26 protein-coding genes and 1 pseudogene are annotated in these 25,374 nt (G+C 71.6%); 8 read left to right on the top strand and 19 right to left on the bottom strand.

The window, feature by feature from the left end; genetic code table 11:
- Positions 1 to 7: 7 nt before the first annotated feature.
- Positions 8 to 1,870, bottom strand: coding sequence for a substrate-binding domain-containing protein (locus tag ABZ562_RS20870; RefSeq protein WP_361481588.1), 1,863 nt, complete (start codon positions 1,868 to 1,870; stop codon positions 8 to 10).
- A 185-nt stretch (positions 1,871 to 2,055) separates the two neighbouring features.
- Between ABZ562_RS20870 and ABZ562_RS20865 the strand changes: the two genes are divergently transcribed.
- Positions 2,056 to 2,826, top strand: coding sequence for a CPBP family intramembrane glutamic endopeptidase (locus ABZ562_RS20865; RefSeq protein ID WP_361481644.1), 771 nt, complete (start codon positions 2,056 to 2,058; stop codon positions 2,824 to 2,826).
- A 27-nt stretch (positions 2,827 to 2,853) separates the two neighbouring features.
- Here the strand turns inward: ABZ562_RS20865 and ABZ562_RS20860 are convergent, their stop codons facing one another.
- The gene (locus tag ABZ562_RS20860) at positions 2,854 to 3,669 is read right to left on the bottom strand and encodes a PhzF family phenazine biosynthesis protein (protein ID WP_361481585.1); all 816 of its coding nucleotides are present in this window, start codon (positions 3,667 to 3,669) and stop codon (positions 2,854 to 2,856) included.
- Positions 3,670 to 3,808: 139 nt separating this feature from the next.
- Here ABZ562_RS20860 and ABZ562_RS20855 point away from each other — a divergent pair, with 139 nt between their 5' ends.
- Positions 3,809 to 4,447: a PadR family transcriptional regulator gene (locus tag ABZ562_RS20855; RefSeq protein ID WP_361481582.1), complete on the top strand. Its 639-nt coding sequence runs from the start codon at positions 3,809 to 3,811 to the stop codon at positions 4,445 to 4,447.
- 15 nt (positions 4,448 to 4,462) lie between these two features.
- On the opposite strand, the gene ABZ562_RS20850 is transcribed toward ABZ562_RS20855, so the two are convergent.
- Complete coding sequence (locus tag ABZ562_RS20850; RefSeq protein ID WP_361481579.1) at positions 4,463 to 4,891, bottom strand: SRPBCC family protein; 429 nt, start codon at positions 4,889 to 4,891, stop codon at positions 4,463 to 4,465.
- A 4-nt stretch (positions 4,892 to 4,895) separates the two neighbouring features.
- Positions 4,896 to 5,507, bottom strand: a complete 612-nt coding sequence (locus ABZ562_RS20845) for an HAD domain-containing protein (RefSeq protein ID WP_361481576.1) — start codon at positions 5,505 to 5,507, stop codon at positions 4,896 to 4,898.
- A 236-nt stretch (positions 5,508 to 5,743) separates the two neighbouring features.
- Here ABZ562_RS20845 and ABZ562_RS20840 point away from each other — a divergent pair, with 236 nt between their 5' ends.
- Both ABZ562_RS20840 and ABZ562_RS20835 read left to right on the top strand, forming a co-directional pair.
- A complete protein-coding gene (locus tag ABZ562_RS20840) occupies positions 5,744 to 6,271 on the top strand; it encodes a Clp protease N-terminal domain-containing protein (protein WP_361481573.1) in 528 nt (175 codons plus the stop codon).
- A 32-nt stretch (positions 6,272 to 6,303) separates the two neighbouring features.
- On the top strand, positions 6,304 to 7,359 hold the full coding sequence (locus ABZ562_RS20835; RefSeq protein ID WP_361481570.1) for a DMT family transporter: 1,056 nt from the start codon (positions 6,304 to 6,306) through the stop codon (positions 7,357 to 7,359).
- Positions 7,360 to 7,374: 15 nt separating this feature from the next.
- On the opposite strand, the gene ABZ562_RS20830 is transcribed toward ABZ562_RS20835, so the two are convergent.
- Complete coding sequence (locus ABZ562_RS20830) at positions 7,375 to 8,055, bottom strand: pyridoxamine 5'-phosphate oxidase family protein (protein WP_361481567.1); 681 nt, start codon at positions 8,053 to 8,055, stop codon at positions 7,375 to 7,377.
- Between the two features lie 37 nt (positions 8,056 to 8,092).
- Here ABZ562_RS20830 and ABZ562_RS20825 point away from each other — a divergent pair, with 37 nt between their 5' ends.
- On the top strand, positions 8,093 to 9,427 hold the full coding sequence (locus ABZ562_RS20825; protein WP_361481564.1) for an aminotransferase class I/II-fold pyridoxal phosphate-dependent enzyme: 1,335 nt from the start codon (positions 8,093 to 8,095) through the stop codon (positions 9,425 to 9,427).
- 23 nt (positions 9,428 to 9,450) lie between these two features.
- On the opposite strand, the gene ABZ562_RS20820 is transcribed toward ABZ562_RS20825, so the two are convergent.
- Positions 9,451 to 10,401 (bottom strand): DMT family transporter, encoded by a 951-nt coding sequence (locus ABZ562_RS20820; RefSeq protein ID WP_361481560.1) that lies wholly within the window; start codon positions 10,399 to 10,401, stop codon positions 9,451 to 9,453.
- 74 nt (positions 10,402 to 10,475) lie between these two features.
- Here ABZ562_RS20820 and ABZ562_RS20815 point away from each other — a divergent pair, with 74 nt between their 5' ends.
- Positions 10,476 to 11,381 (top strand): LysR substrate-binding domain-containing protein, encoded by a 906-nt coding sequence (locus ABZ562_RS20815; protein ID WP_361481557.1) that lies wholly within the window; start codon positions 10,476 to 10,478, stop codon positions 11,379 to 11,381.
- Between the two features lie 28 nt (positions 11,382 to 11,409).
- On the opposite strand, the gene ABZ562_RS20810 is transcribed toward ABZ562_RS20815, so the two are convergent.
- The gene (locus ABZ562_RS20810; protein ID WP_361481554.1) at positions 11,410 to 11,877 is read right to left on the bottom strand and encodes a pyridoxamine 5'-phosphate oxidase family protein; all 468 of its coding nucleotides are present in this window, start codon (positions 11,875 to 11,877) and stop codon (positions 11,410 to 11,412) included.
- A gap of 75 nt (positions 11,878 to 11,952) precedes the next feature.
- On the opposite strand from ABZ562_RS20810, the gene ABZ562_RS20805 reads away from it, so the two are divergent.
- On the top strand, positions 11,953 to 12,582 hold the full coding sequence (locus ABZ562_RS20805; protein ID WP_361481551.1) for a cysteine hydrolase: 630 nt from the start codon (positions 11,953 to 11,955) through the stop codon (positions 12,580 to 12,582).
- On the opposite strand, the gene ABZ562_RS20800 is transcribed toward ABZ562_RS20805, so the two are convergent.
- Complete coding sequence (locus tag ABZ562_RS20800) at positions 12,569 to 13,075, bottom strand: Rieske (2Fe-2S) protein (RefSeq protein ID WP_361481549.1); 507 nt, start codon at positions 13,073 to 13,075, stop codon at positions 12,569 to 12,571. The two genes, ABZ562_RS20805 and ABZ562_RS20800, sit on opposite strands and share 14 nt — an antisense overlap.
- Positions 13,076 to 13,245: 170 nt before the next feature.
- Positions 13,246 to 13,743 (bottom strand): GNAT family N-acetyltransferase, encoded by a 498-nt coding sequence (locus tag ABZ562_RS20795; RefSeq protein ID WP_361481546.1) that lies wholly within the window; start codon positions 13,741 to 13,743, stop codon positions 13,246 to 13,248.
- A 266-nt stretch (positions 13,744 to 14,009) separates the two neighbouring features.
- Here ABZ562_RS20795 and ABZ562_RS20790 point away from each other — a divergent pair, with 266 nt between their 5' ends.
- A complete protein-coding gene (locus ABZ562_RS20790; RefSeq protein ID WP_361481543.1) occupies positions 14,010 to 14,432 on the top strand; it encodes a spore-associated protein A in 423 nt (140 codons plus the stop codon).
- Between the two features lie 257 nt (positions 14,433 to 14,689).
- On the opposite strand, the pseudogene ABZ562_RS20785 reads toward ABZ562_RS20790, so the two are convergent.
- From ABZ562_RS20785 to ispH, 10 genes and pseudogenes are all read right to left on the bottom strand, one after another.
- A pseudogene (locus ABZ562_RS20785) lies at positions 14,690 to 14,959 on the bottom strand (1-deoxy-D-xylulose-5-phosphate reductoisomerase); the annotation flags it as partial.
- Positions 14,956 to 15,273, bottom strand: a complete 318-nt coding sequence (gene fdxA, locus ABZ562_RS20780; RefSeq protein ID WP_361481540.1) for a ferredoxin — start codon at positions 15,271 to 15,273, stop codon at positions 14,956 to 14,958. The pseudogene ABZ562_RS20785 and the gene fdxA, both read right to left, overlap by 4 nt.
- A 63-nt stretch (positions 15,274 to 15,336) precedes the next feature.
- A complete protein-coding gene (locus tag ABZ562_RS20775; protein ID WP_361481537.1) occupies positions 15,337 to 16,431 on the bottom strand; it encodes a 2-oxoacid:ferredoxin oxidoreductase subunit beta in 1,095 nt (364 codons plus the stop codon).
- Positions 16,424 to 18,283, bottom strand: a complete 1,860-nt coding sequence (locus tag ABZ562_RS20770; protein WP_361481534.1) for a 2-oxoacid:acceptor oxidoreductase subunit alpha — start codon at positions 18,281 to 18,283, stop codon at positions 16,424 to 16,426. The genes ABZ562_RS20775 and ABZ562_RS20770 overlap by 8 nt, the downstream gene beginning before the upstream one ends.
- Positions 18,280 to 19,050: a 4-(cytidine 5'-diphospho)-2-C-methyl-D-erythritol kinase gene (locus ABZ562_RS20765; protein WP_361481531.1), complete on the bottom strand. Its 771-nt coding sequence runs from the start codon at positions 19,048 to 19,050 to the stop codon at positions 18,280 to 18,282. Before ABZ562_RS20765 ends, ABZ562_RS20770 begins: the two co-directional genes overlap by 4 nt.
- A 14-nt stretch (positions 19,051 to 19,064) precedes the next feature.
- Positions 19,065 to 19,982: a UbiA family prenyltransferase gene (locus tag ABZ562_RS20760; protein ID WP_361481528.1), complete on the bottom strand. Its 918-nt coding sequence runs from the start codon at positions 19,980 to 19,982 to the stop codon at positions 19,065 to 19,067.
- Entirely contained in the window at positions 19,979 to 21,058 is a 1,080-nt protein-coding gene (locus tag ABZ562_RS20755) for a polyprenyl synthetase family protein (RefSeq protein WP_361481525.1), read from the bottom strand. The genes ABZ562_RS20760 and ABZ562_RS20755 overlap by 4 nt, the downstream gene beginning before the upstream one ends.
- Entirely contained in the window at positions 21,055 to 22,206 is a 1,152-nt protein-coding gene (gene ispG, locus ABZ562_RS20750) for a flavodoxin-dependent (E)-4-hydroxy-3-methylbut-2-enyl-diphosphate synthase (protein WP_361481522.1), read from the bottom strand. The genes ABZ562_RS20755 and ispG overlap by 4 nt, the downstream gene beginning before the upstream one ends.
- Positions 22,203 to 24,035, bottom strand: coding sequence for a 1-deoxy-D-xylulose-5-phosphate synthase (locus ABZ562_RS20745; RefSeq protein ID WP_361481519.1), 1,833 nt, complete (start codon positions 24,033 to 24,035; stop codon positions 22,203 to 22,205). The genes ispG and ABZ562_RS20745 overlap by 4 nt, the downstream gene beginning before the upstream one ends.
- Complete coding sequence (ispH, locus tag ABZ562_RS20740; RefSeq protein WP_361481516.1) at positions 24,032 to 25,303, bottom strand: 4-hydroxy-3-methylbut-2-enyl diphosphate reductase; 1,272 nt, start codon at positions 25,301 to 25,303, stop codon at positions 24,032 to 24,034. The genes ABZ562_RS20745 and ispH overlap by 4 nt, the downstream gene beginning before the upstream one ends.
- Between the last annotated feature and the right edge of the window lie 71 nt (positions 25,304 to 25,374).

Below are 25,374 nucleotides of genomic sequence, written 5' to 3'. Positions count from 1 at the left end.
ACACCCCCTAGGGCGCCCCGGCCTCGCCCGCGGCGACGATGGCCTTGAGCATGGCCGTGTTGATCTGCGCGGGGTCGTTCACCCGCTGTGCCGATCCGCCGGTCGCCCGGGCGATCTCGCGGCACGCGGCCTGGTCGGCGTCCGGGCCGACCGCGATGGCGATGAGCGGTACCGGGCGGTCCGGGTCGACCAGCCCCTTCAGCTCCTTCACCAGCGCGGAGCGCGAGATGCCGTCCGGATCCTGGTTGGCGCCGTCGGTGAGGAGCACCACCGCGTTGAACTTGCCCCGCACGAAGGTGTCCTGGGCGTGTTCGTAGGCGGCCAGCGTGGTGTCGTACAGCCCGGTCGAGCCTTCGGGGAGCGGCTTCAGCGCCTCGAAGGCGGCTGACAGCGCCTCCCGCTGGCCGGTTCCGTCCGGGGTGCGCGCCCCGAGCTGCCGGGCCGCGACCAGTTCCCGGTAGTCGCGGTCGCCGTCCAGCTCGGTCGAGAACTCCCACAGCCCGATCTCGTCCCTCGCGGTGAAGCGCGAAAGGGCCTGCCGCAGCGATGCCTTGGTGACGTCCATCCGGCTCTGGCCGGGGCGGCCCGGCACCGGGTCGTTCATCGACGCCGAGGCGTCGACGACCGTGTTCAGCCGGGCGCTCTGCACGGTGATGGTCCACATGCCCAGGGCCGCTTCGACCTCCCGGGCGGACGGCCCGGGCGAGGGCGTGGCCGTGTACGGCTGGGGGGTGCGGCCGCCCGCGGCCCGCGCCACGTCCTCGCTGACCTTGCCGTCCGGCGTCCGGAAGCCGTCCTTGCGCAGGGCGGCGCGGCCGCGGGCGTCGGTGAGCAGCGTCATGAAGCGGGTGGCGGCCCGCGCCCGTACGGTGGTCAGCTCGCGGTCGTTGAGCACCGTGTACGGGTAGTCCAGCTCGGCCGTGCCGTCCTTCGGGTAGAACAGGCCGAGGCGGGACGCCTTGTCGGCCTTCGCGTTGTGGGCGAAGGCGGCCTGCTCGGACAGGACCACCGCCTCCTCGCGCCGGGGCAGTGACCTCAGCAGGGCGGCGTCGGTCGTGGCGGCCCGCCGGGACAGCAGCTTGGCGTTGGCCGCGGCGCGCGTATCGGCCGCGGCCTTTCCGCCGGCCGCGCCCGCCGTGGCGATGGACCCGTTGATCCGGGCGAGGGCGAGCAGCCCGGTGGCGCTGCGCGCCGGGTCGGCGGTGCTCAGCCGGGGGCCGTCGCCGCCGCTTCCCGCTTCGGCCAGTCGCGCCCAGTCGTACGTCTTGTCCGGCCAGCCCAGCCGGTCGGCCGCCGTGGACGTGGCGGCGACCGTGACCGGCGAGGAGGCGACCCCGCCGAGCGTGTCCAGGGGCGCGGCGCTGACCGGGGAGGTGGCCGCGCGCTCGACCCAGACCCTGGAGTCCGGCACCCACACCTGGAACCCCGGGGAGTGGCCCGTGTCACCGAGCGCGTTCGCGACCTCGTACGCCGGGCGACTGGCGACCTTCACGTCCAGACAGCGGCCATCGGACCGGATGCCCGCCTTCCGGGCGTGGTCGGCCACGGTGCGCAGGGCCGGGGCGATGTCGGGGGAGGCGGCCACGGAGAGCCGCACCGCGTTGCTGCGGCAGGACCCGGCGGACGCCGGCAGCCCGCCGCGTAAGACCACCACGGCGCCGGTCGCGACGGCCAGTACCAGCGCTGTGGAGATCGCCACGGTCCGGCGTCGGGAGGACGCGCCGGGTCTGGACCCCGTATTGTCCGGTGCGGAGTGATCGATGCGTCCGGTGTGATCCGCGTGATCGGTGTGATCGGCGCGGTCCATGGCATCGAAGATGCCGGAGTAGTCGGGACCGTCGGATTCGTCGGGCTGGCTGTGGCGTCCCATGGCGATCTGTCTCTCCTGGAAGATGACGCTGTCGGGCGGGACGGGCGCACCGGCGGATGGCGCCCGGCCCAGCCTGCTCGTGCGCGATCTCGGATGTGTTTTCGAGACCTTAGCGGGGCGGGCGCGCCGATGAGGTAGGAAGAGCGGAAGTGGAGGCAGGAGTGCAGTCAGAGACGCGTGGGGCGATGCTGTCCGAGGGCGACCTGCCGCGGCGGACGCTGCGCGACGAGACGCTGCTCGTGCTGGCGTTGTCGCTCGGCGCGAGCGCCCTGTCCGCGCTGATCAGCTTTATCGGCTCGGTGACCAAGCCCGGCGGGCTCAAGGACCAGGCGGCCACCCTCAACGCCTCCCAGGCACCCGGCCGCCCCTGGCTGGACCTGGCCTGGCAGCTGTTCGGGATCGCGACCGCGCTGGTGCCGGTCGCGCTCGTGGCCCATCTGCTGCTGCGGGAGGGCGCCGGGCTGCGCGCGATCGGCTTCGACCGCACCCGGCCGCGCTCCGACCTGGGGTGGGGCGCCGCGGTGGCGGCGGGCATCGGCGGCACCGGGCTGCTGCTCTACCTGGGCGCGCGGGCGGCGGGGGCCAATCTGACGGTGGTACCCGAGGCGCTGCCCGAGGTGTGGTGGAAGCTGCCCGTGCTCATCGTCTCCGCCGTGCAGAACGCCGTGCTGGAGGAGGTGGTCGTGGTCGGCTATCTGCTGCGCAGGCTCGGCCAGTTGGGCTGGACGCCGATGGCCGCGCTGCTGGCCAGCTCGGTGCTGCGCGGTTCGTACCACCTGTACCAGGGGATCGGCGGCTTCTTCGGCAACATGGCGATGGGCGTCGTCTTCGTCCTGCTCTACCGCAGGTGGGGGCGGGTCGGGCCGCTGGTCGCCGCGCATGCGCTGATCGACATCGTGGCGTTCGTCGGCTACGCCCTGCTGGCGGGCAAGGTGGGCTGGCTGCCCACCGCCTGACCCGAACCGCCTCCCCCGGCGGGCCGTTCACACCAGCAGCTCCCCGTCGATGACCGTGACGGCCCGGCCGGCCAGCAGCGTACGGTCGCCGCGCAGGGCGGTGCGGACCAGCCCGGTGCGGGCGGAGGCCTGGAGTCCGGTCAGTTCCCCGCGGCCGAGCCGGGCGGACCAGAAGGGCGCGAGCGCGGTGTGCGCGCTGCCGGTCACCGGGTCCTCGTCGATGCCGACGCCGGGGGCGAAGACGCGCGAGACGAAGTCATGGCCGCGGGCCGGGTCCTCGGGGAGCGCGGTCGCGATGACGGCCCGCCTGACGAGCCGCCCGAGCGCCGCGAGGTCGGGGTCGAGGGCCCGTACGGCCTTCTCGTCGGCCAGCTCCACCAGCAGATCGCCGACCTGGGGGCCGGTGTCGTGGGCGGAGACGACCGTGGCGCCGAGCGCGTCGGCCACCTCGCCCGCGACCGGGACCTCGGTGAGCGGGGCGGTCGGGAAGTCCAGGGTGATCGTGCCGCTGGGGTCGCCGGTCGCGGACAGCACCCCGCTGAGCGTGGCGAACCGTACGGTGCCGGTCGCGGCGCCCGTCGTACGCAGCACATGGGCGGTCGCGAGCGTGGCGTGGCCGCACATGGCGACCTCGGTGGCCGGGGTGAACCAGCGCAGCGCCCAGTCGGCCCCGGCCCCGGGGGGAAGCGGGTGGGCGAAGGCGGTCTCCGACAGGTTGACCTCGGCGGCGACGTCCTGGAGCCAGGTGTCGTCCGGGAAGGCGTCGGTGTCCAGGAGGACGACTCCCGCCGGGTTGCCCGCGAAGGGGCGGTCGGTGAAGGCGTCGACGATTCGTATCCGCATGGCCCGACCGTAGGCGGCGGCCGGCGCGCCGGACCATGGCCAATCCCCGAAGGGTGGACTCGTTCCGGCATTGTCATCCGATCGGTTCCGATATATCGTTGAGGCATCGTGATGGATCGACGATGGAAGGAGCGTCACGATGAGGCATCACCGTGGACATGAGCACCGCGGACCCGGCCGACGCGACCGGGGTGACTTCGAGGAGCGGCGCGCGGCCTTCGGGCCGTTCGGCCCCGGACCCGGCGGCTTCGGCGGATCCCCCTTCGGCGGGCCTCCGTTCGGCGGCCGCGGCCATGGCGGAGGCGGGCGCCGCGGCCGGGCGCGGCGCGGCGATGTGCGCGCCTCGATCCTGGCCCTTCTCAAGGACCGCCCGATGCACGGCTACGAGATGATCCAGGAGATCGCCGAGCGCAGCGGGGGAGCGTGGAAGCCGAGCCCCGGCTCGGTTTATCCGACGCTGCAGCTCCTCGAGGACGAGGGGATGATCAGCAGCGAGAGCGACGGCGGCAAGAAGCTGTACGCGCTCACCGAGGCCGGGCGCGCCGAGGCGGAGGCGGGGCCGCAGGCTCCCTGGGAAGAGGCCGGGCGCGGCATCGACTGGGAGGCCATGCAGGAGGTCCGGCAGGCCGGGTTCGGGCTGATGGAGGCGTTCGCGCAGGTCTGGAAGACGGGCAGCCCCGGGCAGCGGCAGAAGGCGCTGTCCGTCATCAACGAGTCGCGCAAGCGGCTGTATCTGATCCTCGCCGAGCAGGACGACGAGGAAGGCGACGAGGGCTGAAAAGGGCGGTGGCGGCTACGCCACCAGCGCGGCGAGCTTGCGCAGCGACTCGTTCAGCGCCGCGGTCGCCGAGTCCTTGAGCTTTCCGGCCATCAGGGACACCGCCGCCCCCGTGAAGTCGCCGTCGACGCGGACCGTCGTCGCGTCCCCGTCCGGCGCCAGCGCGTAGCGCGTGCCGAGGTTCACCCCCATCGGGCCCTTGCCCCGGGTGGCGAGCACCCGCCCGGGCGCGTACTCCTCGACGGTCCAGGTCACTTCGGCGGGGAAGCCCATCAGCCGCATGTTCTCCTGATAGGTCGCCGCGGCCTCCAGCGAGGCGGGGGCGCCCTGGGGGAAGCCGGTGTGGGTGACGTTCCAGTCGCCGTACGTGGAGAAGTCCGTGAGCTGGGCCCACACCTTCTCGACCGGTGCCTCGATGCGTAACTGAGCGCTGACCTCGGTCATGGGGTCATGTCCCTTCCGGGTGTCCGGCGGCGGGGCTGCGCACCGTAACCCCGGCGCCGGGAACATTCAATACTGACGATCCGTCAGCCATCGGCTTCCGGTGCGGCCGCGGGCGCCGCAGGCGGCGCGCCCGGGGAGGGCGCCGCAGCAGCCGGTCGACGTGCTCCCGGCGCAGCCCGTGCGCGGGGTCGACCGGCAGCAGCAGCCGGTCGCGCCGCAGCCGGGACCGGGTCACCAGCCGCTCGGGGATCACATCGTCCACCCAGGCGAACGGGCGGCCCGCGGCGTACCGCAGGATCGGCGCCCACTTGCGGCCCGAGAGGAGGTCGAGCACCGGCAGCCGCGGATCGTCCGGCCGCGGCTCGTAGCCCGTGAACTCCACGACCGGAAGCCGGGGCAGTTCGAGGAGTGGCGCGATATGGCGGTTGGCCTCGTGCTCCCAGGTCGTGGCCCAGACGAGTTCGTAGGTGGCGGACAGCTCGCGCAGCCAGTCGGCGTGGGTGACGGAGAGGAGGACGGTGAAGTCGAGTACGTCGTGGGCGGCGAACCCGTCGGTCGGCAGAACCGGGTTGAGAACACCGTCGATGTCCAGGAAGAGCAGCGGCCGGGCGGTCATCGTCACTCCTTGGCGGCACTGTGCGGCGGAAAGGCGCGGTTGTGAGTGGGGGACGGCCCCGGAGCGGCGCAGGTTGCGTGTCGCGGGGGTTTCGAGGGGGTTCCGGGGTCGGGAGGAAGGCCGGGTCCTCTCCTCCCCGAGGATGATTTCCGGTCATCCGTGCCCAACTACCGTGGGACCCGCACATGCTTCCCGCTGAGGACGCTTCGGCCTCAAGGGACTGATGGGGTGAGAGCGTGCGAAGTCCTGCCCTTTCCGCTTCCGTCGACCCGGCCGGTGCCGGGTTCGAGGACCGGCTGAGCGAGCCGTTGACCGCCGTGGTCACGGGAGCCCACCGCCGCGCCGTACGCGACGGGGACAACCAGCTCGACACGGCCCATCTGCTGCACACCCTGGTGGAGAACGACCCGCGGGTGTGGGGCGCGTTCGCCGGTGGCCCGCCCCAAGTGGCGCGGCTGCTCGGCTATCTGGTGCAGCGCACCATCGGCTACGGGCTCCGGTGGAGCGGCACGGTCGAGACCTCCGCGACCGGCGCCGGTGACGAGGTGCCCGGCTGGTCCCCGGCCGCCGCTGCCGCCATGGCGTCGGCGGTCGGGCGCGCCGGGGCGCGGGGCGCGTTCCTCGCCGAGGGCCCCGACCTCCTCGCCGCGCTCACCTACGACCGGGAGTGCCGGGCCGTGGAGGTGCTGCGGCGGGCCGGGGTGGATGTGGACCTGCTGGTGACGGCGCTGGACGGCGCGCCGTGCCAGGCGCGTACGGGGTGACGGTCCTGACATCGGGCTGACATGATGGCCCGATGCACCACACGCGAGGACAGGGCCATGAGCAGGGCAGGGGGGTCGGCCTGGGGCTCGCCCTGGTCTCGGCGCTCGCGTTCGGCGGCTCGGGCGTCGCCGCCAAACCGCTGATCGGGGCGGGGCTGGAACCGCTGCAGGTCACCTGGTTGCGGGTGGCGGGCGCCGCCCTCGTCATGCTGCCCCTGGTCTGGCGCCACCGCCGCCTGCCGCTGCGGCGCCCGGGACTGCTCCTGGGCTTCGGTCTGCTGGCCGTGGCGGGCGTCCAGGCCTTCTACTTCGCCGCGCTCTCGCGCATCCCGGTCGGGGTCGCGCTGCTCGTCGAATACCTCGCGCCCGCGCTGGTGCTGGGATGGGTCCGGTTCGTCCAGCGGCGGCCGGTGAGCCGGGCGGCCGCGGCCGGCGTCGTCCTCGCCGTGGGCGGGCTCGCGTGCGTGGTGGAGGTGTGGTCCGGGCTGAGCTTCGACGCGCTGGGGCTGGCGCTCGCCCTCGGCGCCGCCTGCTGCCAGGTCGGCTACTTCGTCCTGTCCGACCACGGCAGCGAGGGGCAGGACGCGGCCGATCCGCTCGGGGTCATCGCCTACGGGCTGCTGATCGGCGCCGCGGTGCTGACGCTGATCGCCCGGCCGTGGGAGCTGCACTGGCCGGTGCTCACGGGGCAGGCCGACCTCGCGGGCGCGCGGGTGCCCGCGGTGCTGCTGCTGTGCTGGATCGTGCTGGTGGCCACGGTGGTCGCGTATCTGACCGGGGTGCTCTCGGTGCGCCGGCTGTCGCCGCAGGTGGCCGGGGTGGTGGCCTGTCTGGAGGCGGTGGTCGCGACGGTGCTGGCCTGGGTGCTGCTGGACGAACACCTGGGCGTGGCCCAGGTCGTCGGCGGCGCGGTGGTGCTGGGCGGGGCGCTGATCGCGCAGACGTCGGCGCCGAAGGCGGCGGGGGCGGAGCCGGTGGCGGCGGGGCCGGCGCCCGTCGAGCCCGCGGCCGCCGCGGCCGAGCGGGGGCACCGTCGCGCGGTGGCGGACGAGCCCCCGGAGGACCGCCCCGGGGACCCGGCCCCGTAAGCCCTCTGACACCCCCTATTCCAGCGACGCGAGATAGCCGGGCAGGGGCGTGCCCGGCGCCAGGTCGTCCGCGGGGATGGGCGCGCCGTAGGCCGGGGCGACCGGGATCACGCCGCTCCAGTACGGCAGCGTCATGTCCTCCGGGTCGTCGTTGGGGCCGCCGGCGCGGATCTTGGCGGAGACCTCGTCGAGGTCGAGGCGGAGCACGGCGGTGGCGGCCAGCTCCTTCGCGTTCGCGGGACGGGAGTCGGCGGCCCGGCCCGGCACCACATGGTCCACGATCGCGTCGAGTGCCGCCGCGCGCTCGGTGTCGTCGAGCACCTGACGGGCGGTGCCGTGCACCACCACCGAGCGGTAGTTGATCGAGTGGTGGAACGCCGAACGGGCGAGCACCAGGCCGTCGACGTGGGTGACCGTCAGGCACACCGGCAGCCCCGGGTCCTCGGCGCCCGCCATCCGCAGGGGGCGCGAGCCGGTCGAGCCGTGGACGTAGAGGCGGGTCCCGGACCGGGCGTAGAGGGTCGGCAGGACGACCGGGGCGCCGTCGCGTATGAAGCCCAGGTGGCAGACGTACGCCGCGTCGAGGATCCCGTGCACCACGTCGGCGTCGTACGAGGCGCGCTCCCGGGCGCGGGTCGGGGTGGTGCGGTCGGTCGCCGCGTAGGCGGTGTCGCCCGGCTCGGTGGTCGCACTCATTTGCGCACTCCCATTGCACTAGTGCAAACTGTGTTTTGTGCTAGGAGAATATCCGATCGAAGGCCGTGGCGCAGCGGAGATCGCGGCCAGTGTGGAGCGGGCGGTCGGCGCCGGGTCGCTGTCGCCCGGCCAAGCGCTGCCGCCACAGCGGGAGTTGGCCACGCGGCTGGGGGTCAACCCGAACACCGTCGCGGCCGCCTATCGCGTGCTGCGCGAGCGCGGGGTCATCGAGACGGCGGGCCGCCGGGGGACCCGGGTGCGGGCGCGCCCCGCGAGCACGCCCCGCGAGTGGCTTCGGGTCGAGGCCCCGGGCGCGCGCGATCTCGCGGCCGGCAACCCCGACCCCGCCCTGCTGCCGCCGCTCGGCCCGGCCCTCGCGGAGGCCGCCGCGCGCGCCGCCGACGGCCCCACGCTGTACGGCGCGCCGGGGGTCGCCCCCGCCCTCGGTGAGTCGGCGCGCGCCGCCTTCGACGCGGACGGCGTGCCGGACGGGCCCGTCGCCGTCACCTCCGGCTCGCTCGACGCCATCGAGCGCGTCCTCGCCGCTCATCTGCGGCCCGGCGACGCGGTCGCCGTCGAGGACCCCGGCTGGGGCAGCCTGCTCGACCTGATCCCGGCGCTCGGGCTGCGCACCGTGCCCGTCGGGCTCGACGACGACGGGCCGCTGCCGGAGGAGGTGGAGCGGGCGCTGCGCCAGGGGGCGCGGGCGCTGGTCGTCACCGACCGGGCGCAGAACCCGACGGGCGCGGCGGTGAGCGCGGCGCGCGCCCGTGAGCTGCGTGCCGTCCTCGCGGACCACCCCGGTGTGGTGCTCATCGAGGACGACCACGGCCACGGCATCGTGGACCTGCCGCTGCGTCCGCTCGCTGGCGGCACGGACCACTGGGTCCTGGTCCGCTCCACCGCCAAGGCGTACGGCCCCGATCTGCGCCTGGCGGTGCTCACCGGCGACGCCGTCACCCTGGACCGGCTGCGCGGACGGCAGCGCCTCGGCCCCGGCTGGGTGAGCCATCTGCTGCAGGACGCCGTGACGTGGCTGTGGCGCACCGGCGCGGTGGACCCGGCGGCGGTCGCGGCGGCGTACGACGCGCGCCGCGACGCCCTGGTGAGCGCTCTGCGGGAGCGGGGAGTCGCCGCGCACGGGCGCAGCGGGATGAACGTCTGGGTCCCGGTGCCCGACGAGACGGGCGCGGTGGCCCGCCTGCTGTCCGCGGGCTGGGCGGCCGCGCCGGGCGCCCGGTTCCGGGTGGCCTCGGGGCCGGGGCTGCGGCTGACGGTCTCTCCGCTGCGCGCCGAAGAGGTGGCCGGGCTCGCCGACGCGGTGGCGTCGGCGGTGGCGAGGGGGCCGGCCCCGGCGGGCCGGATGGACTGATGGGTTACGTGCTTCCCGGTGATCTACCGGCGCTGGGTGAGGGCCGCGCCGACGAGGATGATCAGCGCGCCCACGGGCGTGTTCCAGTCGAGGTGTTCGCCGAGGATCAGCACGCCCGCCGCCGTGGCGATCACCGGGACGAAGTACGTCACCATCATCGCCGTCGTCGGGCCGACCTCATCCACCAGGCCGTACTGGATCAGGAAGGCGACACCGGTGCCCAGGGCGCCCAGGGCGAGGACCGACAGCAGGGGGAGGACGGGGTAGGACCCGGGGGCCGGGGCGGCGAGCGGGGCGGCCACCGCGAGCTGGACCGTGCCGAGCAGCAGCTGGCCGGAGGACATGGCCAGATGGGAGTTCCCGGTCCCGGCGAGCGTGCGGCGGACGTAGGCCCAGCCGATCGCGTAGCTGAGCGAGGCGGTGAGCGCGAGGGCCGTGCCCACCGGGTCCTGGCCGGAGAAACCCTGCCACGCGCCCAGCACGATCAGCACGCCCGCGAAGCCGAGGCCCAGGCCCGCCACGCGCTGCCGGGTCGGGCGGTCGTCGGAGACGACGGCCACCGCGACGACCATGCCCCACAGGGGCGAGGCGGCGTTGCAGATCCCGGCCAGGGTGGAGGGGATGGTCGTCTCGGCGTAGGCGAAGAGCGAGAACGGAAGGGCGTTGAGGAAGAACGCGGCCACGGTCAGATGGCCCCACACCCGGGCCCCGCGCGGCAGCCGCTCCCGCTTCGCCACCACCACCGCGAGGAGGACGGCCGTGCCGAACAGCATCCGGCCGAGCGTGACGTACAGCGGCGCGAACGCCTCGGTGCCCACCTTGATGAACAGGAAGCTGAAGCCCCAGACCAGGGCGAGCACGCCGAAGCGGATCCGCCAGTCGAGCAACCGCCGTGGGCGGGCGGCGGGTTCGGGGGACTGTTCGGCGGGCTGCCCGGTGGCGGGGGAGGACGCCGCGGTGGTCGCTGAGGTCATGGCATCTACAGTGCTGGCCACGACTTCTTAGAACAAGCGAGAATTCATGTGCGTTTTCGCGTAGCATTCCTTACATGAATCTGGATCGCCTGCGCACCTTGTACGCCGTGGCCCGGCACGGTTCCGTGAGCGGCGCGGCCGAGGGGCTGCACGTCACCACCTCGGCCGTCTCCCAGCAGCTGTCCAAGCTGGAGCGGGAGACCGGACAGCAGCTGCTCGCCAAGAACGGGCGGGGGGTGCGGCTCACCGACGCCGGGCGGCTGCTCTCCGACCACGCGGCGCGGATCCTGTCCCAAGTGGAGCTGGCCCAGGCGGACCTGGAGGCCCAGCGCGGTCACGCCGTCGGCGAGCTGCTGCTGGGCGCCTTCCCGACCGCCGTCCGCGGCCTCTTCCCCGCCGCGCTGGAGCGGATGCGGTCCGAACACCCGCAGCTGCGCGCCCGGTTGCAGGAGATGGAGCCGGACGAGTCGGTGCCCGCGGTGGTGCGCGGCGACATCGACCTGGCCGTCGTCCTCGACTGGTACAACAAGCCGCTGCCGGTGCCCGGCGGGCTGGTCAAGGCGGCGCTGCTGGACGACCTGGTGGACGTGGCGATGCCCGCGGACCACCCCTTCGCCGACCGCTGCGCGGTCGAGCCGGAGGACTTCGTGGACGACGAGTGGGTGTCCTGGCCCGAGGGCGGGTTCTGCTACGACTGGCTGATGGTGACCCTGCGCGGCAAGGGCATCGAGCCGCACATCCGGCACACCGCGCGGGAGCACCAGACCCAGCTCGCGCTGATCGCCTCCGGGCTCGGCATCGGCGTCATCCCCCGGCTCGGCCGGGGCCCGGTGCCCGAGGGTGTGCGGATGGTGCCGGTCAGCCCGCCCACGATGCGCCGGCATGTCTACGCGATCTGGCGCGCCGACGCCGACCGCAGGCCCTCCATCCGCGCGGCGGTGGACGTGCTGCGGTCGGTGGGGGAGAAGATCGTCGACTGACCGGCTGAGCCGGGTCCGTACGACATGCTCAGCCCTGGGGCAGCTTGCGGAAGTCCCAGGAGCTGACCGTGTCCGGGACCAGCCGCAGCCACGCGTGGCGCCCGTCGTGCGGCATGGCGTCCAGCCCGAAGTACTTCGCCGCGAACATCCGCTCCGGCGCGTCGAGTTCGGGACACGGCGCGCCCGAGCGCGGCGCCTCGCCGACGAAGGCGGCCTCGCCGCTCAGCTCGACGCCGCGTAACTCGCCGTAGTCGTGCCCGTCGTCGACGATCACCGAGAGTCGCGGATCGCGGCGCAGCTCGGCCCAGCGGCGGCTGCGGGTCAGGGAGTAGAGCCACAGGGCCGTGCCGTCCCAGGCGAACCACAGCGCGCTGATGTGCGGCCGCCCGTCCGCGGACACGGTCGCGACCCGGCAGGTGCGCTGTTCGGTGAGGAAGGCGTCCAGCTCGGCCGGGGTCATCATGATGCGGCGTCCCCGCCGCTGGGTGACGGTCATCCGCACAGAATCGCGACTCTTCCCTCCATGCGCAATGGCCGTTACCCTCCCGGCGCGAGACGCCAGGAGGCCGCCGTGTCGCTTTCCGAACTCCTTCGGCCCGAGGGCTGCGCCCTGCTCACCGTGGAGTGCCAGCGCGGCGTCGTGGGCCCGGGCAGCGCGCTGCCCGAACTCGCCGCCGAGGCCCGGGAGTCCGGCGCGCTCGGGCGTGTCGCCCGGCTGGTGTCGGCCGCCCACGACATGCGCGTACCGGTGCTGCACGCGGTGGCCGAGCGGCGCGCCGACGGGCGCGGCGCGAACCGCAACGCGCCGCTGTTCCGGGCCGCCGAGCGGCTGCCGGTGCGGCAGCTCACCGGGAGCGACGCGGTACGGATCGCCGAACCGGTCCCGGTCGGCGCGGAGGATCTGCTGGTACGGCGGCTGCACGGCCTCTCGCCGCTCGCCGGGACCGGGGTGGACGCGCTGCTGCGCAACCTGGGCTGCCGCACCCTGGTCGTCGTCGGTGTGTCGGCCAATGTGGCGATCCCCAACGCCGTCTTCGACGCGGTCAACCTCGGCTACACGGCCGTGGTGCCCGCGGACGCCATCGCCGGGGTGCCCGCCTCGTACACCCCGGCGATGGTCCGCCACACCCTCGCCCTCGTCGCGACCGTCACCTCGACCGAGGACGTCCTCGCCTGCTGGCAGCCGCTCAGGCCATCTTGATCGAGGTGCCCTCCACCTTGATCTTGGCGCCGGGCAGCGGCTTGGTGGCCGGTCCGCCCTTCGGGCTGCCGTCGCTGATGTCGAACTTGCTCTGGTGGCAGGGGCAGTTGATGGTGCCGTCCGACACGTCGCCGACCGAGCACCCCTGGTGGGTGCAGATCGAGGAGAACGCCTTGAACTGCCCCGACGAGGGCTGGGTCACCACGACCTTGTGTTCCTTGAAGACCATGCCGCCGCCCTCCGGTATCTGGGAGGTCTTGGCCAGCTCCATCCCGCCTCCGCCGCCGCCCGCCGCGTCGCCTCCCGCTCCGGCCGCGCCCGACTGCCCGGCGCCGGCCGACTCCTGTGCGGAACCGGCGTTCTGCGAGTCGCCCGACCCGCCGCCGTCGTCCTTACCGCAGGCCGTGAGGGCGGCGGCCAGCCCGGCCGCTCCGGCAGCGGAGACGACGGCGCGACGGGTGGTGCCCCATCCGGTGGTTTCCGGCTGCGTCATGGTGGTGCCTCCTGATCCAGGGACGTTTCGCTTCCATACGCAGCCCGGCGCTCACGTGTTCAACCATCGGGCGTCTTCTTGGCCAAGCACGCCCGGAAAGGCTTCGCGATGATCAGGAGGACGATCGGCAGCCCGGGCGGATGCCAAGGGCCCCGTGGGCGGTGGGCTCGTCAGCCACGGCGCCGGTCTTCGACCGGAGACCGGCCGCGGACATGCAGGTGGCCGTCCAGGGGGTACGAGGGCGGCGCCGCGGGCAGCACTCTGTCCAACTCGTAGGCGCTCTCCTGAGCGACGCGGCATGATGCCAGGTTGTCCACTTGGTGCAGGAGTTCAAGGCTCTGAAGTCCGTCGGTGTGGAAGGTCTCGAAGGCCCACGCCGTGAGAGTCTCCAAGGCCCTGACGGCTATGCCGCGGCCTCGCGCTTGTGCCGATGTCCAGTAGCCGACCTCGGCGGACCGCTTGCCCGATGCGACCTCCTTGAGAATCACGTCGCCCACCAAGCGCTGTGAACCCATGCCAGGGTGCGCTTCAAGGACGGCGAAGCTGAACCGGTTGTCTGCCGTCCAGCCCTGCTGCTGGGCCTGCACCCACCGCAGTCCCTCGGCGTCATCGGCCACCCGCGTGCTGCTCCAGTGACGCAGGACCGGATCGCGGTATGCCTCGACCATCGGGGACGTCCTCCGCGCACCGGGGGCGGAGAACCAGCGCGGGCGCGACCGGCGTCGCGGGTGCCTCGAGTATCACAGGAGTGGTCACCGACGGATCATCCCCAAGCGGCCATGTCTACGTCACGGCGTACGCGAGACCTGCCGACGGCTGCGCTGCCCCCCGGTGACAGAACTGTGACGCGGTGAGGCCACAACCAACCCGGAGGCCGTCTGGTCTCACGTCACGGACCACGTCAACGAGGGACCACATCAACGAGGGGAACCCCATGAAGCTCGCACGTCGCACCGCCGCCGTCACGACCGTCGCCATCGTCGTCGGTGGCGGTGCCCTGGCCCTTGCCGGGCCCGCGTCCGCGGCGGAGTCGGTCGGCCCGGTCGCGAAGTACAACGGGGCCTGTGGCGCCGGCCACAAGGTGATCGACTCCGCCGACATGGAGAACCTGGGCACGACCTTCCTGACGTACAACCAGACGACCGGCGAGAACTGTGTGGTCACCATTCGCGCCAGGGCCGGGGCGGCGGTGTACATGTTCGCCTCGCTCAGCTCGGAGCGGGAGGGGAAGGCGACCGACAGCGGCCAGTTCACGACCTATGCCGGGCCCGTCTACCTTCAGGCCCGCGGGCAGTGCGTGACCTGGGAGGGCGGCATCACCACCTATTCCACGAAGGGCACCGGCCACTGCGGCTGATCCCTGTGGAGGATCGCGAGGTCGGCGCGTCGGACAGCTTGGGGAAATGCTGACCGAAGTCACCGCGACCCGCCCTCACGCCGTTGCGTGAGGGCGGGTCGCTCCCCGGCATCGTCGAGGCCGACGATCTACACTTGATCAGCGCTCGATGACGGTCCCGACCGTGCGGGGCCAGCCAGGAGTCCATGGGCGCGAGCCCCTGCTTGCCTGCTTCCGGCATGAAGTGGGCGTAGCGGTCGAGCGTGATACGCCGCCACCAACGCCGGCACCACGCCCGTGCGGGCGACGGCGAGGGCGCGCACGCGCAGCCGTCGGGGCTGCTCGGCGAGTGCACCCACCCGGCCGCCTGCGGCGGACAGCGCGGTGACCCGGATCCGGTCGGGATGGCGCAGGATCAGGTCGATCGCCTGGGTGCCGATGGATCCCGTCGAGCCCAGGATGACGATGTCCTGAGGACTGTCAGCCTTCCCAGGCCCGGCGGGGTCGGACACGACGTGCGGATCGGCCAGAGGAGCGGGAGACCTCACGCCCGAACCGGCTGCTGGGCGACGACCGGATGGTCATCCTCGATCAGACCGAGTTTGCTGGCGCCTCCTGGGGAGCCCAGAGGGATGAAGAACTCCACATTGGCCTGGTGGTAGCCCGCCCACTCCGGCGGGGTGTCGTCCTCGTAGAAGATGGCCTCGACCGGGCAGACGGGTTCACAGGCGCCGCAGTCCACGCATTCCTCGGGGTGGATGTAGAGCATCCGTTGCCCTTCGTAGATGCAGTCCACGGGGCACTCCTTGATGCATGCCTTGTCCTTGACATCCACGCAGGGCTGCGCGATGACATAGGTCACGGGTAACTCCTCATTTCACGAGCGCTGGAAAGGTTCACAAAGCTGCCGGCTTGCGGCGGACGTTCAGCCGACGACCGTCCAGGTGTCGTTGCCGGCGAGCAGGGTGGCGAGGTCGCCCTTGCCCTTCTGCTCGATGGCGGCGTCCAGCTGATCGCTCATCCCGGTGTCGTAGACGGGCCGGTCCACGCTGCGCAGCACGCCGATGGGCGTGTGGTGCAGGGTGTCGGCGTCGGCGAGCCGGGAGAGGGCGAAGGCCGTGGTGGGGGAGGGGTTGTGCGCGTCGTGCACGAGCACGCCCGCGGTGCCCTCCTGGGCGACGTCCATGACCCGGAGGTCGCCCGTAGCCGGGTCGCGGACGACGCCCTTGGCCCCGAGGCCGTCCTCGGCCGGGGCGCCGAACCGGATCGGCTGCCCGTGCTCCAGCCGGATGACGGCCTCCTGGGCCTGCTCCTTGTCCTTCAGCGCCTCGAACGCGCCGTCGTTGAAGATGTTGCAGTTCTGGTAGATCTCCACCAGCGCCGTGCCCGGGTGCTCGGCGGCCCGGCGGAGCACCGAGGTGAGGTGTTTGCGGTCGGAGTCGACGGTGCGCGCGACGAAGGACGCCTCGGCGCCGATCGCCAGCGAGACCGGGTTGAAGGGCGCGTCCAGCGAGCCCATCGGCGTCGACTTGGTGATCTTGCCGACCTCGGAGGTGGGCGAGTACTGCCCCTTGGTCAGCCCGTAGATCCGGTTGTTGAACAGGAGGATCTTGAGGTTGACATTCCGCCGCAGGGCGTGGATGAGGTGGTTGCCGCCGATGGAGAGCGCGTCGCCGTCACCGGTGACCACCCACACCGACAGGTCGCGCCGGGAGGAGGCGAGGCCGGTGGCGATGGCCGGGGCGCGGCCGTGGATGGAGTGCATCCCGTAGGTGTTCATGTAGTACGGGAAGCGCGAGGAACACCCGATGCCGGAGACGAAAACGATGTTCTCCTTCGCCAGGCCGAGCTCGGGCATGAAGCCCTGCACGGCGGCGAGGATGGCGTAGTCGCCGCAGCCGGGGCACCAGCGCACTTCCTGATCGGACTTGAAGTCCGATCTGGACTGCTCGGCCTCGGCCTTGGGCACCAGGGAAAGCGCCTCGATCTGCGCCGCGCCCTCCGAGATCGTCTCAGTCATCGAGCATCTCCTTGAGAGCAAAGGCAAGCTGCTCTGCCTTGAACGGCATGCCGCTGACCTGCGTGTGCGAGCGGGCGTCCACGAGGAACTTCGCGCGCAGCAGCATGGCGAGCTGGCCGAGGTTCATCTCGGGGACGACCACCTTGCCGTAACTCCCCAGCACCGCACCGAGATTCCCCGGGAAGGGGTTGAGGTGGCGCAGATGCGCCTGGGCGATGCTCCCGCCCGCCCGGCGCACACGGCGCACGGCCGCGGTGATCGGGCCGTAGGTCGAACCCCAGCCGACGACCAGGGTGTCGGCCTCGCCCGAGGGGTCGTCGACCTCGACGTCCGGCACCTCGATGCCGTCGATCTTGGCCTGCCGGGTGCGCACCATGAAGTCGTGGTTGGCCGGGTCGTAGGAGATGTTGCCCGTGCCGTCCTGCTTCTCGATGCCGCCGATGCGGTGCTCCAGGCCCGGAGTGCCGGGCACCGCCCACGGCCGCGCCAGGGTCTGCGGATCGCGCTTGTACGGCCAGAAGACCTCGGTGCCGTCCGCCAGCTCGTGGTTGGCCGAGGTCGCGAACTGCGCGCGCAGGTCGGGCAGTTCGTCGACCTCAGGGATGCGCCAGGGCTCGGAGCCGTTGGCCAGGGAGCCGTCGGAGAGCAGGAAGACCGGCGTGCGGTACGTCAGCGCGATACGGGCCGCGTCCAGCGTGGCGTCGAAGCAGTCGGCCGGGGTCTTGGGCGCGACGATCGGCACCGGCGCCTCTCCGTTGCGCCCGTACATCGCCTGCAGCAGATCGGTCTGCTCCGTCTTGGTCGGCAGCCCTGTCGACGGGCCGCCGCGCTGGATGTCCACGATCAGCAGCGGCAGCTCCAGGCTGACGGCCAGGCCGATCGTCTCCGACTTCAGCGCCACACCCGGGCCCGAGGTCGTCGTCACCGCCAGCGAGCCGCCGAACGCCGCGCCCAGCGCCGCGCCGATGCCCGCGATTTCGTCCTCCGCCTGGAAGGTCCGCACACCGAAGTTCTTGTGCTTGGACAGCTCGTGCAGGATGTCGGAGGCCGGGGTGATCGGGTACGAGCCCAGGTACAGCGGCAGGTCCGCCTGGCGGCCCGCGGCGACCAGTCCGTAGGACAGGGCCAGGTTGCCGGAGATGTTGCGGTACGTGCCCGTCGGGAACGCCTTCGTCGCCGGCGCCACCTTGTAGGAGACCGCGAAGTCCTCCGTGGTCTCACCGAAGTTCCAGCCCGCCCGGAACGCTGCGACGTTGGCCTCGGCGATCTGCGGCTTCTTGGCGAACTTCTGCCGCAGGAACGCCTCGGTGGACTCCGTCGGACGGTGGTACATCCATGACAGCAGGCCGAGCGCGAACATGTTCTTGGAGCGCTCGGCCTCCTTGCGGGAGAGACCGAACTCCTTGAGCGCCTCGATCGTCAGCGTCGTCAGCGGCACCGGGTGGACGTTCCACGACTCCAGCGAGCCGTCCTCCAGCGGGCTGGTGGTGTACCCCACCTTCGCCATCGGACGCTTGGTGAACTCGTCGGTGTTCACGATGATGTCCGCGCCGCGCGGCACGTCCGCGAGGTTGGCCTTCAGCGCCGCCGGGTTCATCGCGATCAGGACGTTGGGCGCGTCACCGGGCGTGAGGATGTCGTGGTCGGCGAAGTGCAGCTGGAAGCTGGAGACGCCGGGCAGCGTGCCGGCGGGGGCCCTGATCTCGGCGGGGAAGTTCGGCAGGGTCGACAGGTCGTTGCCGAACGAGGCCGTCTCGGAGGTGAACCGGTCGCCCGTGAGCTGCATACCGTCACCCGAGTCACCCGCGAACCGAATGACCACCCGGTTCAGGTGACGCACTGTTCCTTTCACAGTCGTCCCTTTCCGTTCTGTACGGTCGCGCCCGGCACCGGCCCGACAGTGATTGCCGCGGTGCGGCAGGTGCCTGACTTTTCCAGTTGGGCCTTGATGTGCTCGGCCACGCGGGCGTCCTTGGCCAGGAAGACACAGGTCGGCCCGGAGCCTGAGACGAATGCCGCGCACGCACCCGCGCGCCGCCCGGTACGCAAGGTGTCCGCGAGGGCGGGCCGCAGCGAAAGGGCTGCTGCCTCCAGGTCGTTGACGTCGGAACGTCCGTCGTCAAGGGATGCGCCGAGGGCGGCTGCCAACGAGGCGACGTCATTGTCGCGCAGGGCTCGCAAGAGGGCGGCATCGGGCCGGATGCCGCCCCCAAGCAGGTGCGGTGGGAGAACCGACGGCGCCAGCAGGTCCGCCTTACCCAGCCGGGTGTCCCACAGGCTGTTGCAGGCCAGCAACGCCGCGGCCGCATCGGCGCTGCCTCCGGCCATTCCTCCTGCCACGGGAATGTTCTTCGTCAGGTGCAGGCGCGCGCCTCGCACGGTCCCCGTCCGCGCGGCGAGCAGCCGGGCGGCGCGCACCGCGAGGTTGCGGTCATCGCCCGGAAGGGCGCCGCTGCCCTCCCCCTCCGCGGTACTGGACACGCCCCTGCCGTCGGTCGCGTACACCTCATCGCACAGCCCCACAGCCATGAAGACGCTGAGCAGCTCGTGGTAACCGTCCGGCCGAGGCCTCCCCACCGACAGCTGGAGGTTGACCTTGGCAGGCACGCGCACGGTCACCCCGCCCCGATTCCTCACAGCGCGAGGATGGCGGCGACCAGGGAGAGTGTGTACCACTGCTCGAACCTCCGGTACGTCACATGGTCCTGCTTCGGTTTCCTGAGCACGACCACCCGAATGGCGACCAGCCAATTGAGCCCGGCCAGGACGGCGTCCAGGCCCCAGATCCACGGCGAGTGGGCGGGCCGCAGCAGCAGTGTGTGGACCACCACGGGCAGGGCGGCGAAACCCAGGGCGAGATAACCACGGGCGAACTTCTCGCCCAGGGCGATGGGAAAGGTCCGGCGGCCGTTGACCACATCACCCTCCACATCCCGCAGATCCTGCAGCGGGATCAGCAGCCAAATGGAGACGGCGAGAGTGAGGATCCAGCGCCAGGCCGTGTCGGTGAGCGGTGTGACCAGCGACCACGCGGCGGCCAGCTGCACCGTCACGCCTATCCCCATCGACAGGTTCTTGATGAACCAGTGCCGTTCCCAGCGCGCCACATTGGTCAGCAGATAGGTGGCCTCCCAGATCAGGGCCCACGGCAGGACGCCGAACCACCAGGCGAGCACGGGGAAGGCACAGAGCACCACCACCGCCCGCCGCTGCGCTCCGCGGTAGCTGGAGCGTCCTGTGACAAGAGGGCGGAAGGGTTTGTTGACGCGGTCCTCCTCCACGCCGTACAGCTGATTGGTCAGCGTGAAGCCGTAGATGTAGAGCCAGAAGTACACCGCGCCGCGCAGGAAATCGGCGGCGAGCCGGCCACCGGTGTGCCCGCTGGTGAAGGCCGCCGCGAGCACGAACGACGTGGCGGGCAGGACCGTTGTCCATACATCGTTACTGATGAACCTGCCGCTGACGGCGATCTCGTTGAGCACCGCCCGGACGGCGGTGTGGGCGGGGCTGCGCCGCGGGCCGGGCCGGGCCGACGTCGTCGGTGCGCTCACGAGGACCTCACCGTCGCCGCCCGTGCGATGTCCTTGAGCGCCGCCGTGACCGCCGGCGGGAACTCGCTTTGTTCCAGTGCCTGCAGGGCAGCGGTGTAGCGCTGGGTGATCATTTCCTCCGCGCGCTGCCGGGCACCGGTGGCCTCCAGGACGCCGCGGATCGCGGCGGCGTCCTCCTCATCGAGGTCGGGCCGCCCCAAACCGCCTCGCAAAACGGCGAGTTGCCGCTCATCGGCTCGCTGGACCGCCATCGCCACCAGCGGCGTGCGCTTGCCCTCGCGCAAGTCATCAAGGTCGGACTTGCCGGTCTCCCGGGGGTCGCCGAAGACGCCCAGGAGATCGTCCCTCAGCTGGAACGCCTCCCCGATCGGCAGGGCGTAGGCGCTGCACACAGCAAGGTCGGCGGGAGAACCGCCGGCCAGAACCGCGCCGACGTGCAGCGGGCGTTCGACGGTGTACTTGGCCGTCTTGTAGCGGACCACGGCCATGGCCTGCTGGAGGTCACCGGTCACTGTGCCGGTGGCGAGAAGGTCGAGGTACTGCCCTTGCATGACCTCGCTGCGCATGACGTCCAGGACCGGCCGCACCGCCAGGTGCTGTCCGGCCGTCATCGGGGCGCCGGTCAAAAGCTCGTCCGACCAGATCAGTGCGAGGTCGCCGAGCAGGATCGCGCTGCTGATGCCGAACCACTCGGCAGCCTTGGCGTCGCTGCCGTCGCGCACCGCCTGCAGGGCCCGGTGAGCGCTGGGATGCCCCCGGCGGGTGTCGGAGCCGTCCATCACGTCGTCGTGGATGAGGGCGAAGGCGTGAAAGAGTTCCAAAGCCGCGGCGGCCCGCAGTACGACCTCCAGCCCGGGGCCGCCGCGGGCGGCATGCCAGCCGCAGACACACAGCAGCGGGCGAAGACGCTTGCCGCCGGCGCGAAGAAATCGGTCGAGCACACCAATGACGTCGACCATCTCATCGGCCTCGGCCGTCTTGAGTTTGTCCGCGAGGAAGTTCTCCAGCGTCCGGTCGACGGCCGTGCGAACGGCCGCGAGGTCAAGGGTGTCCGCTACCGGGGCGGGGGCGGTCATGACGTCTCCTCAAGGGGGGCGGACAGGAGCCGGTCGCTGAGTTTCACGGCCTCTTCCACCAGCGTTTCGACGATGCGGGATTCCGGCACCGTTTTGATCACCTGGCCGCGTACGAAGATCTGGCCCTTGCCGTTGCCCGAGGCCACACCGATATCGGCCTCGCGGGCCTCCCCGGGGCCGTTGACCACGCACCCCATGACGGCCACCCGCAGCGGCACGGGAAAGCCGTCGAGTGCCGCGCTCACCTGGTCCGCGAGACGGTACACATCGACCTGCGCGCGGCCGCAGGAAGGGCAGGAAACGATCTCCAGGCGGCGTTCGCGCAGCCCGAGGGATTCAAGGATGGCCGTGCCGACCTTGACCTCCTCGACCGGCGGCGCGGACAGGGAGACGCGCAGCGTGTCCCCGATGCCCTCGGCGAGCAGTGCGCCGAAGGCGACGGATGATTTGACAGTGCCCTGAAAGGCGGGCCCGGCCTCGGTCACGCCCAGGTGCAGCGGGTAATCGCAAGCCTCGGACAGCTGTCGGTAAGCGTTGATCATCACGACGGGGTCATGGTGCTTAACGGAGATCTTCAGGTCGCGGAAGCCGTGCTCTTCGAAGAGGGAGCACTCCCACAGGGCGGACTCGACCAGTGCCTCGGGCGTGGCCTTGCCGTATTTGCGCAACAGCCGGTCATCGAGCGAGCCGGCGTTGACGCCGATCCGGATGGGCACGGCGGCGTCCGCGGCCGCCTTGGCGATCTCTTTGACGCGGTCGTCGAACTGCCGGATGTTTCCCGGGTTCACCCGCACCGCCGCGCATCCCGCCTCGATGGCAGCGAAGACGTACTTCGGCTGAAAGTGGATGTCGGCGATCACCGGGATCGGCGACTTGGCGGCGATGGCGGGCAGGGCGTCGGCGTCGTCCTGGCTGGGCACGGCGACGCGTACGATCTGGCAGCCGGCCGCACCGAGCTCCGCGATCTGCTGCAGCGTCGCGTTGACGTCAGCGGTCTCGGTGGTGGTCATCGACTGGACGGACACCGGGGCTCCCCCGCCGACGGGCACCGCGCTGGGGCCGGTGCCCACGGTGATCCTGCGGGTTGTGCGGCGTTCGTTGAGCCGAAGGGGAGTGGTGGGGAGCGGGAGTGTGACGGTGGTGCTCATCGACGTGCCTCCTCCTGAGATACGCGGAGATCACCCAAGCGCCTGGCGACCGTCTCCGCGATGCCCGGCCCGTCCAGGCCGTTGCGGCGCAGAATGGCGTCTCGGCTGTCGTGCGGTACGAACGCGGCGGGCAGCGCAAGCGTGCAGGTGCGGGGAGCGGCGGGCGCTTCGGACAGGGCGTGTGCGATGCGGCTGCCCAAACCCGCGGTCTCGATGTTGTCCTCCACCGTGACCACGAGCCGGTACTCACCGGCCAGCCGCACAAGCGCCGGGTCGACAGGGTGGACCCAGCGAGGATCGGTCACGGTCACACCGATGTTCTGCTCACCCAACGAGTGGGCCGCCTCAAGGCCGCTTTGGGCAAGAGGGCCGGCCGTCACGAGGAGCACGTCGCGCGCGCCGTGGCGGTGCAGGACGTCGGTGCTCCCCACCCGTTCCATGGCAGGTATGTCCGGCCCCGCCGATGCCTTGGGAAAACGGATCGCCGTGGGACCGTCGTGCACCGCCAGGGCCTCGCGCAGCAGTTCCCGCAGCCGGGCGGGGTCGCGGGGGGCGGCCAGCTGCAGTCCCGGGACCAAGGAGAGCAGCGAGGAGTCCCACAAGCCGTGGTGGCTCGGACCGTCTGGGCCGGTGACACCGGCGCGGTCCAGGACGAAGGTGACCGGCAGCCGGTGCAGTGCCACATCCATCAGGACCTGGTCGAAGGCGCGGTTGAGGAAGGTGGCATAGACGGCCACCACCGGGTGCATGCCGCCAGTGGCCAAGCCCGCCGCGCTGGCCACGGCGTGCTGTTCCGCCAGCCCCACATCGAAGACCCGGCCCGGGTGGTCCAGAGCGAACGGCAGCAGCCCGGTGGGCCGGAGCATGGCACCCGTCAGACAGACGACGTCCTCCCGTTCGGAGCCGACGGCCCGCATCTCCTCGGCGAAGACGGTGGTCCACGTGGGTGCCGTGCGGTAGTGCGGCCGTCCCGTCTCGCGATCGACCACGCCCACCGCGTGCAGGCAGTCCGCCTCGTCGTCCTCCGCCGGGGGATAGCCCTTGCCTTTGACAGTGCGGCAGTGCACCACGACGGGGCGTTCGGCAGCCACCGCCTTGTGCAGGGCCGCCTCGAGGGCTTCGATGTCGTGCCCGTTGATGGGGCCGAGGTAGTCCAGCCCCAGTGCGCCAAAGAGTTCGGCGAGCGCCGTGCAGTGCGCTTGCGGGGGAGCAGCCGGCCCGTCCGGCCACGGCGTTCCGAAGGGTCCCACGGTCGGCTCATAGGAGCGACCGTTGTCGTTGAGGACCACGATGACAGGGCGTTCGGGGGCCGCCCCGATGTTGTTCAGCGCTTCCCAGGACATGCCGCCGGTGAGCGAGCCGTCACCGACGACGGCGACGACCTTGCGGTCGGCGGTGCCGGCGAGGGCGAACGCCTTGGCGAGACCGTCCGCGTAGGACAGGGCCGTGGAGGCATGGGAGTTCTCGATGACGTCGTGCGGGGATTCGGCACGGGAGGGATAGCCGGAGATCCCTTGTCCCTGCCGGAGCCCGGCGAAGCCGTCCTTCCTGCCGGTCAGCAGCTTGTGCACATACGTCTGGTGGCCGGTGTCGAAGAGGATCGCATCCCGGGGCGAGTCGAAGACCCGATGCAGGGCCAAGGTGAGCTCGACCACGCCCAGGTTCGGGCCCAGATGCCCTCCTGTGCTGGTGACGCTGTCGATGAGAAAGGTGCGGATCTCCTCGGCCAGCACCTCCAGGTGGGCGGGGGACAAGGACCGCAAAGCGTCCGGTGAGCTCACGGAGTCCAGCAGAGGCTGGGCGGTCCGCACCGCTGTGCCTGTCCTCATTTCGCACGCACCGTCCTCGGCAAAGCGAACTGCACATTCTCTTGGGTCACTTCTCGCTCCTCAACGGAGATCGCTCCCAGGCCCGCAAGGCTGTCGATGACCTGCTCCACCAGCCGCGGCGGCGCCGACGCGCCCGCGGTGAGGCCCACGGTGACAACCCCGTGCAGCCGACGCGGATCGATCTCGGACGCATCGTCGATCAGCTGAGCCGGAGTGCCCTGGCGGGCGCTCAGCTCCACCAGACGCTGGGAATTGGACGAATTGACCGAACCCACGACGAATACCAGGTCGGAGTCGGCAGTCACGGCGCGCAGCGCCTCCTGCCGGTTGGTCGTGGCATAACAGATGTCCTCGGAGTGCGGGGCGCGCAGCGCCGGAAACCGTTCCTTGAGCGCCTCGATCACTTCGGTTGTCTCATCGACCGCCAGCGTCGTCTGGGTGAGATACGAGACCCGAGCCGGGTCGGGTACCCGGAGCGCGGCGACATCGGCAGCGCTCTCCACCAGCACCATCTGGCCCGGCGCCTCGCCCAAGGTGCCTTCCGTCTCCTCGTGACCCGCATGCCCAATGAACACGACGGTGTCACCACGGCCGGCGAAGCGGCGCGCCTCCGCGTGAACCTTGGTGACCAGCGGGCAGGTCGCGTCGATCACTCGCAGGCCCCGTCGGTCGGCTGCTGTGCGGACGTCGGGGGAGACGCCGTGCGCGGAGAAGACCACGGTGGCCGCGGGCGGAACCTCATCGAGTTCGTCGACGAACACGGCGCCACGGCGCTCCAGGTCCCGCACGACGTGCACATTGTGGACGATCTGCTTGCGCACGTATACAGGGGCACCCTCCTGGGACAAAACGCGTTCCACGATCTCGATGGCACGGTCGACTCCCGCGCAGAAGGACCGGGGAGAGGCCAGGAGGACTGTCCGCGACCGGAGAGCACCCTCCACTTCACACAGCGCGCTCTGTGCGGCGTCCCGAGCTGCCCCGTCGTCCGGAGCCAAGGCCACTGCGGCGATCTGTTCGGTCGCGCCATGCGGTGTGTAGGCTCCCGCGAGCAGGACCGGGTCCAGGGGGTCCGAGGGCGGCACCGCCTGCACCGGGCCGCTTCTCACCGCAAGCCCACGGCGGCGTAAAGCACCCTCCAGGAGAGGCGCAACACGTGACCGGATGGGGTGCGTCCCGTCCTGCCGCCCCAGCGAGGTGGCCACCATCGCCTCGCCGCGCCCCAGGGACAGGTCGGCGTGGCGCACGGCCAGTATTTCGGTGTGCATGGAATGAGTCACTGACGAACCTTCCCGTTCCTGCTGAAGAGCAGCACTTACAGGAAAGCCGATGGCGGCGT

This window comes from Streptomyces sp. NPDC019937, from assembly GCF_040631655.1.
Classification (GTDB): Bacteria; Actinomycetota; Actinomycetes; order Streptomycetales; family Streptomycetaceae; genus Streptomyces.
The sequence above is the reverse complement of the archived record's forward strand: the minus strand, read 5'-3'. Positions and strand labels throughout refer to the sequence as shown.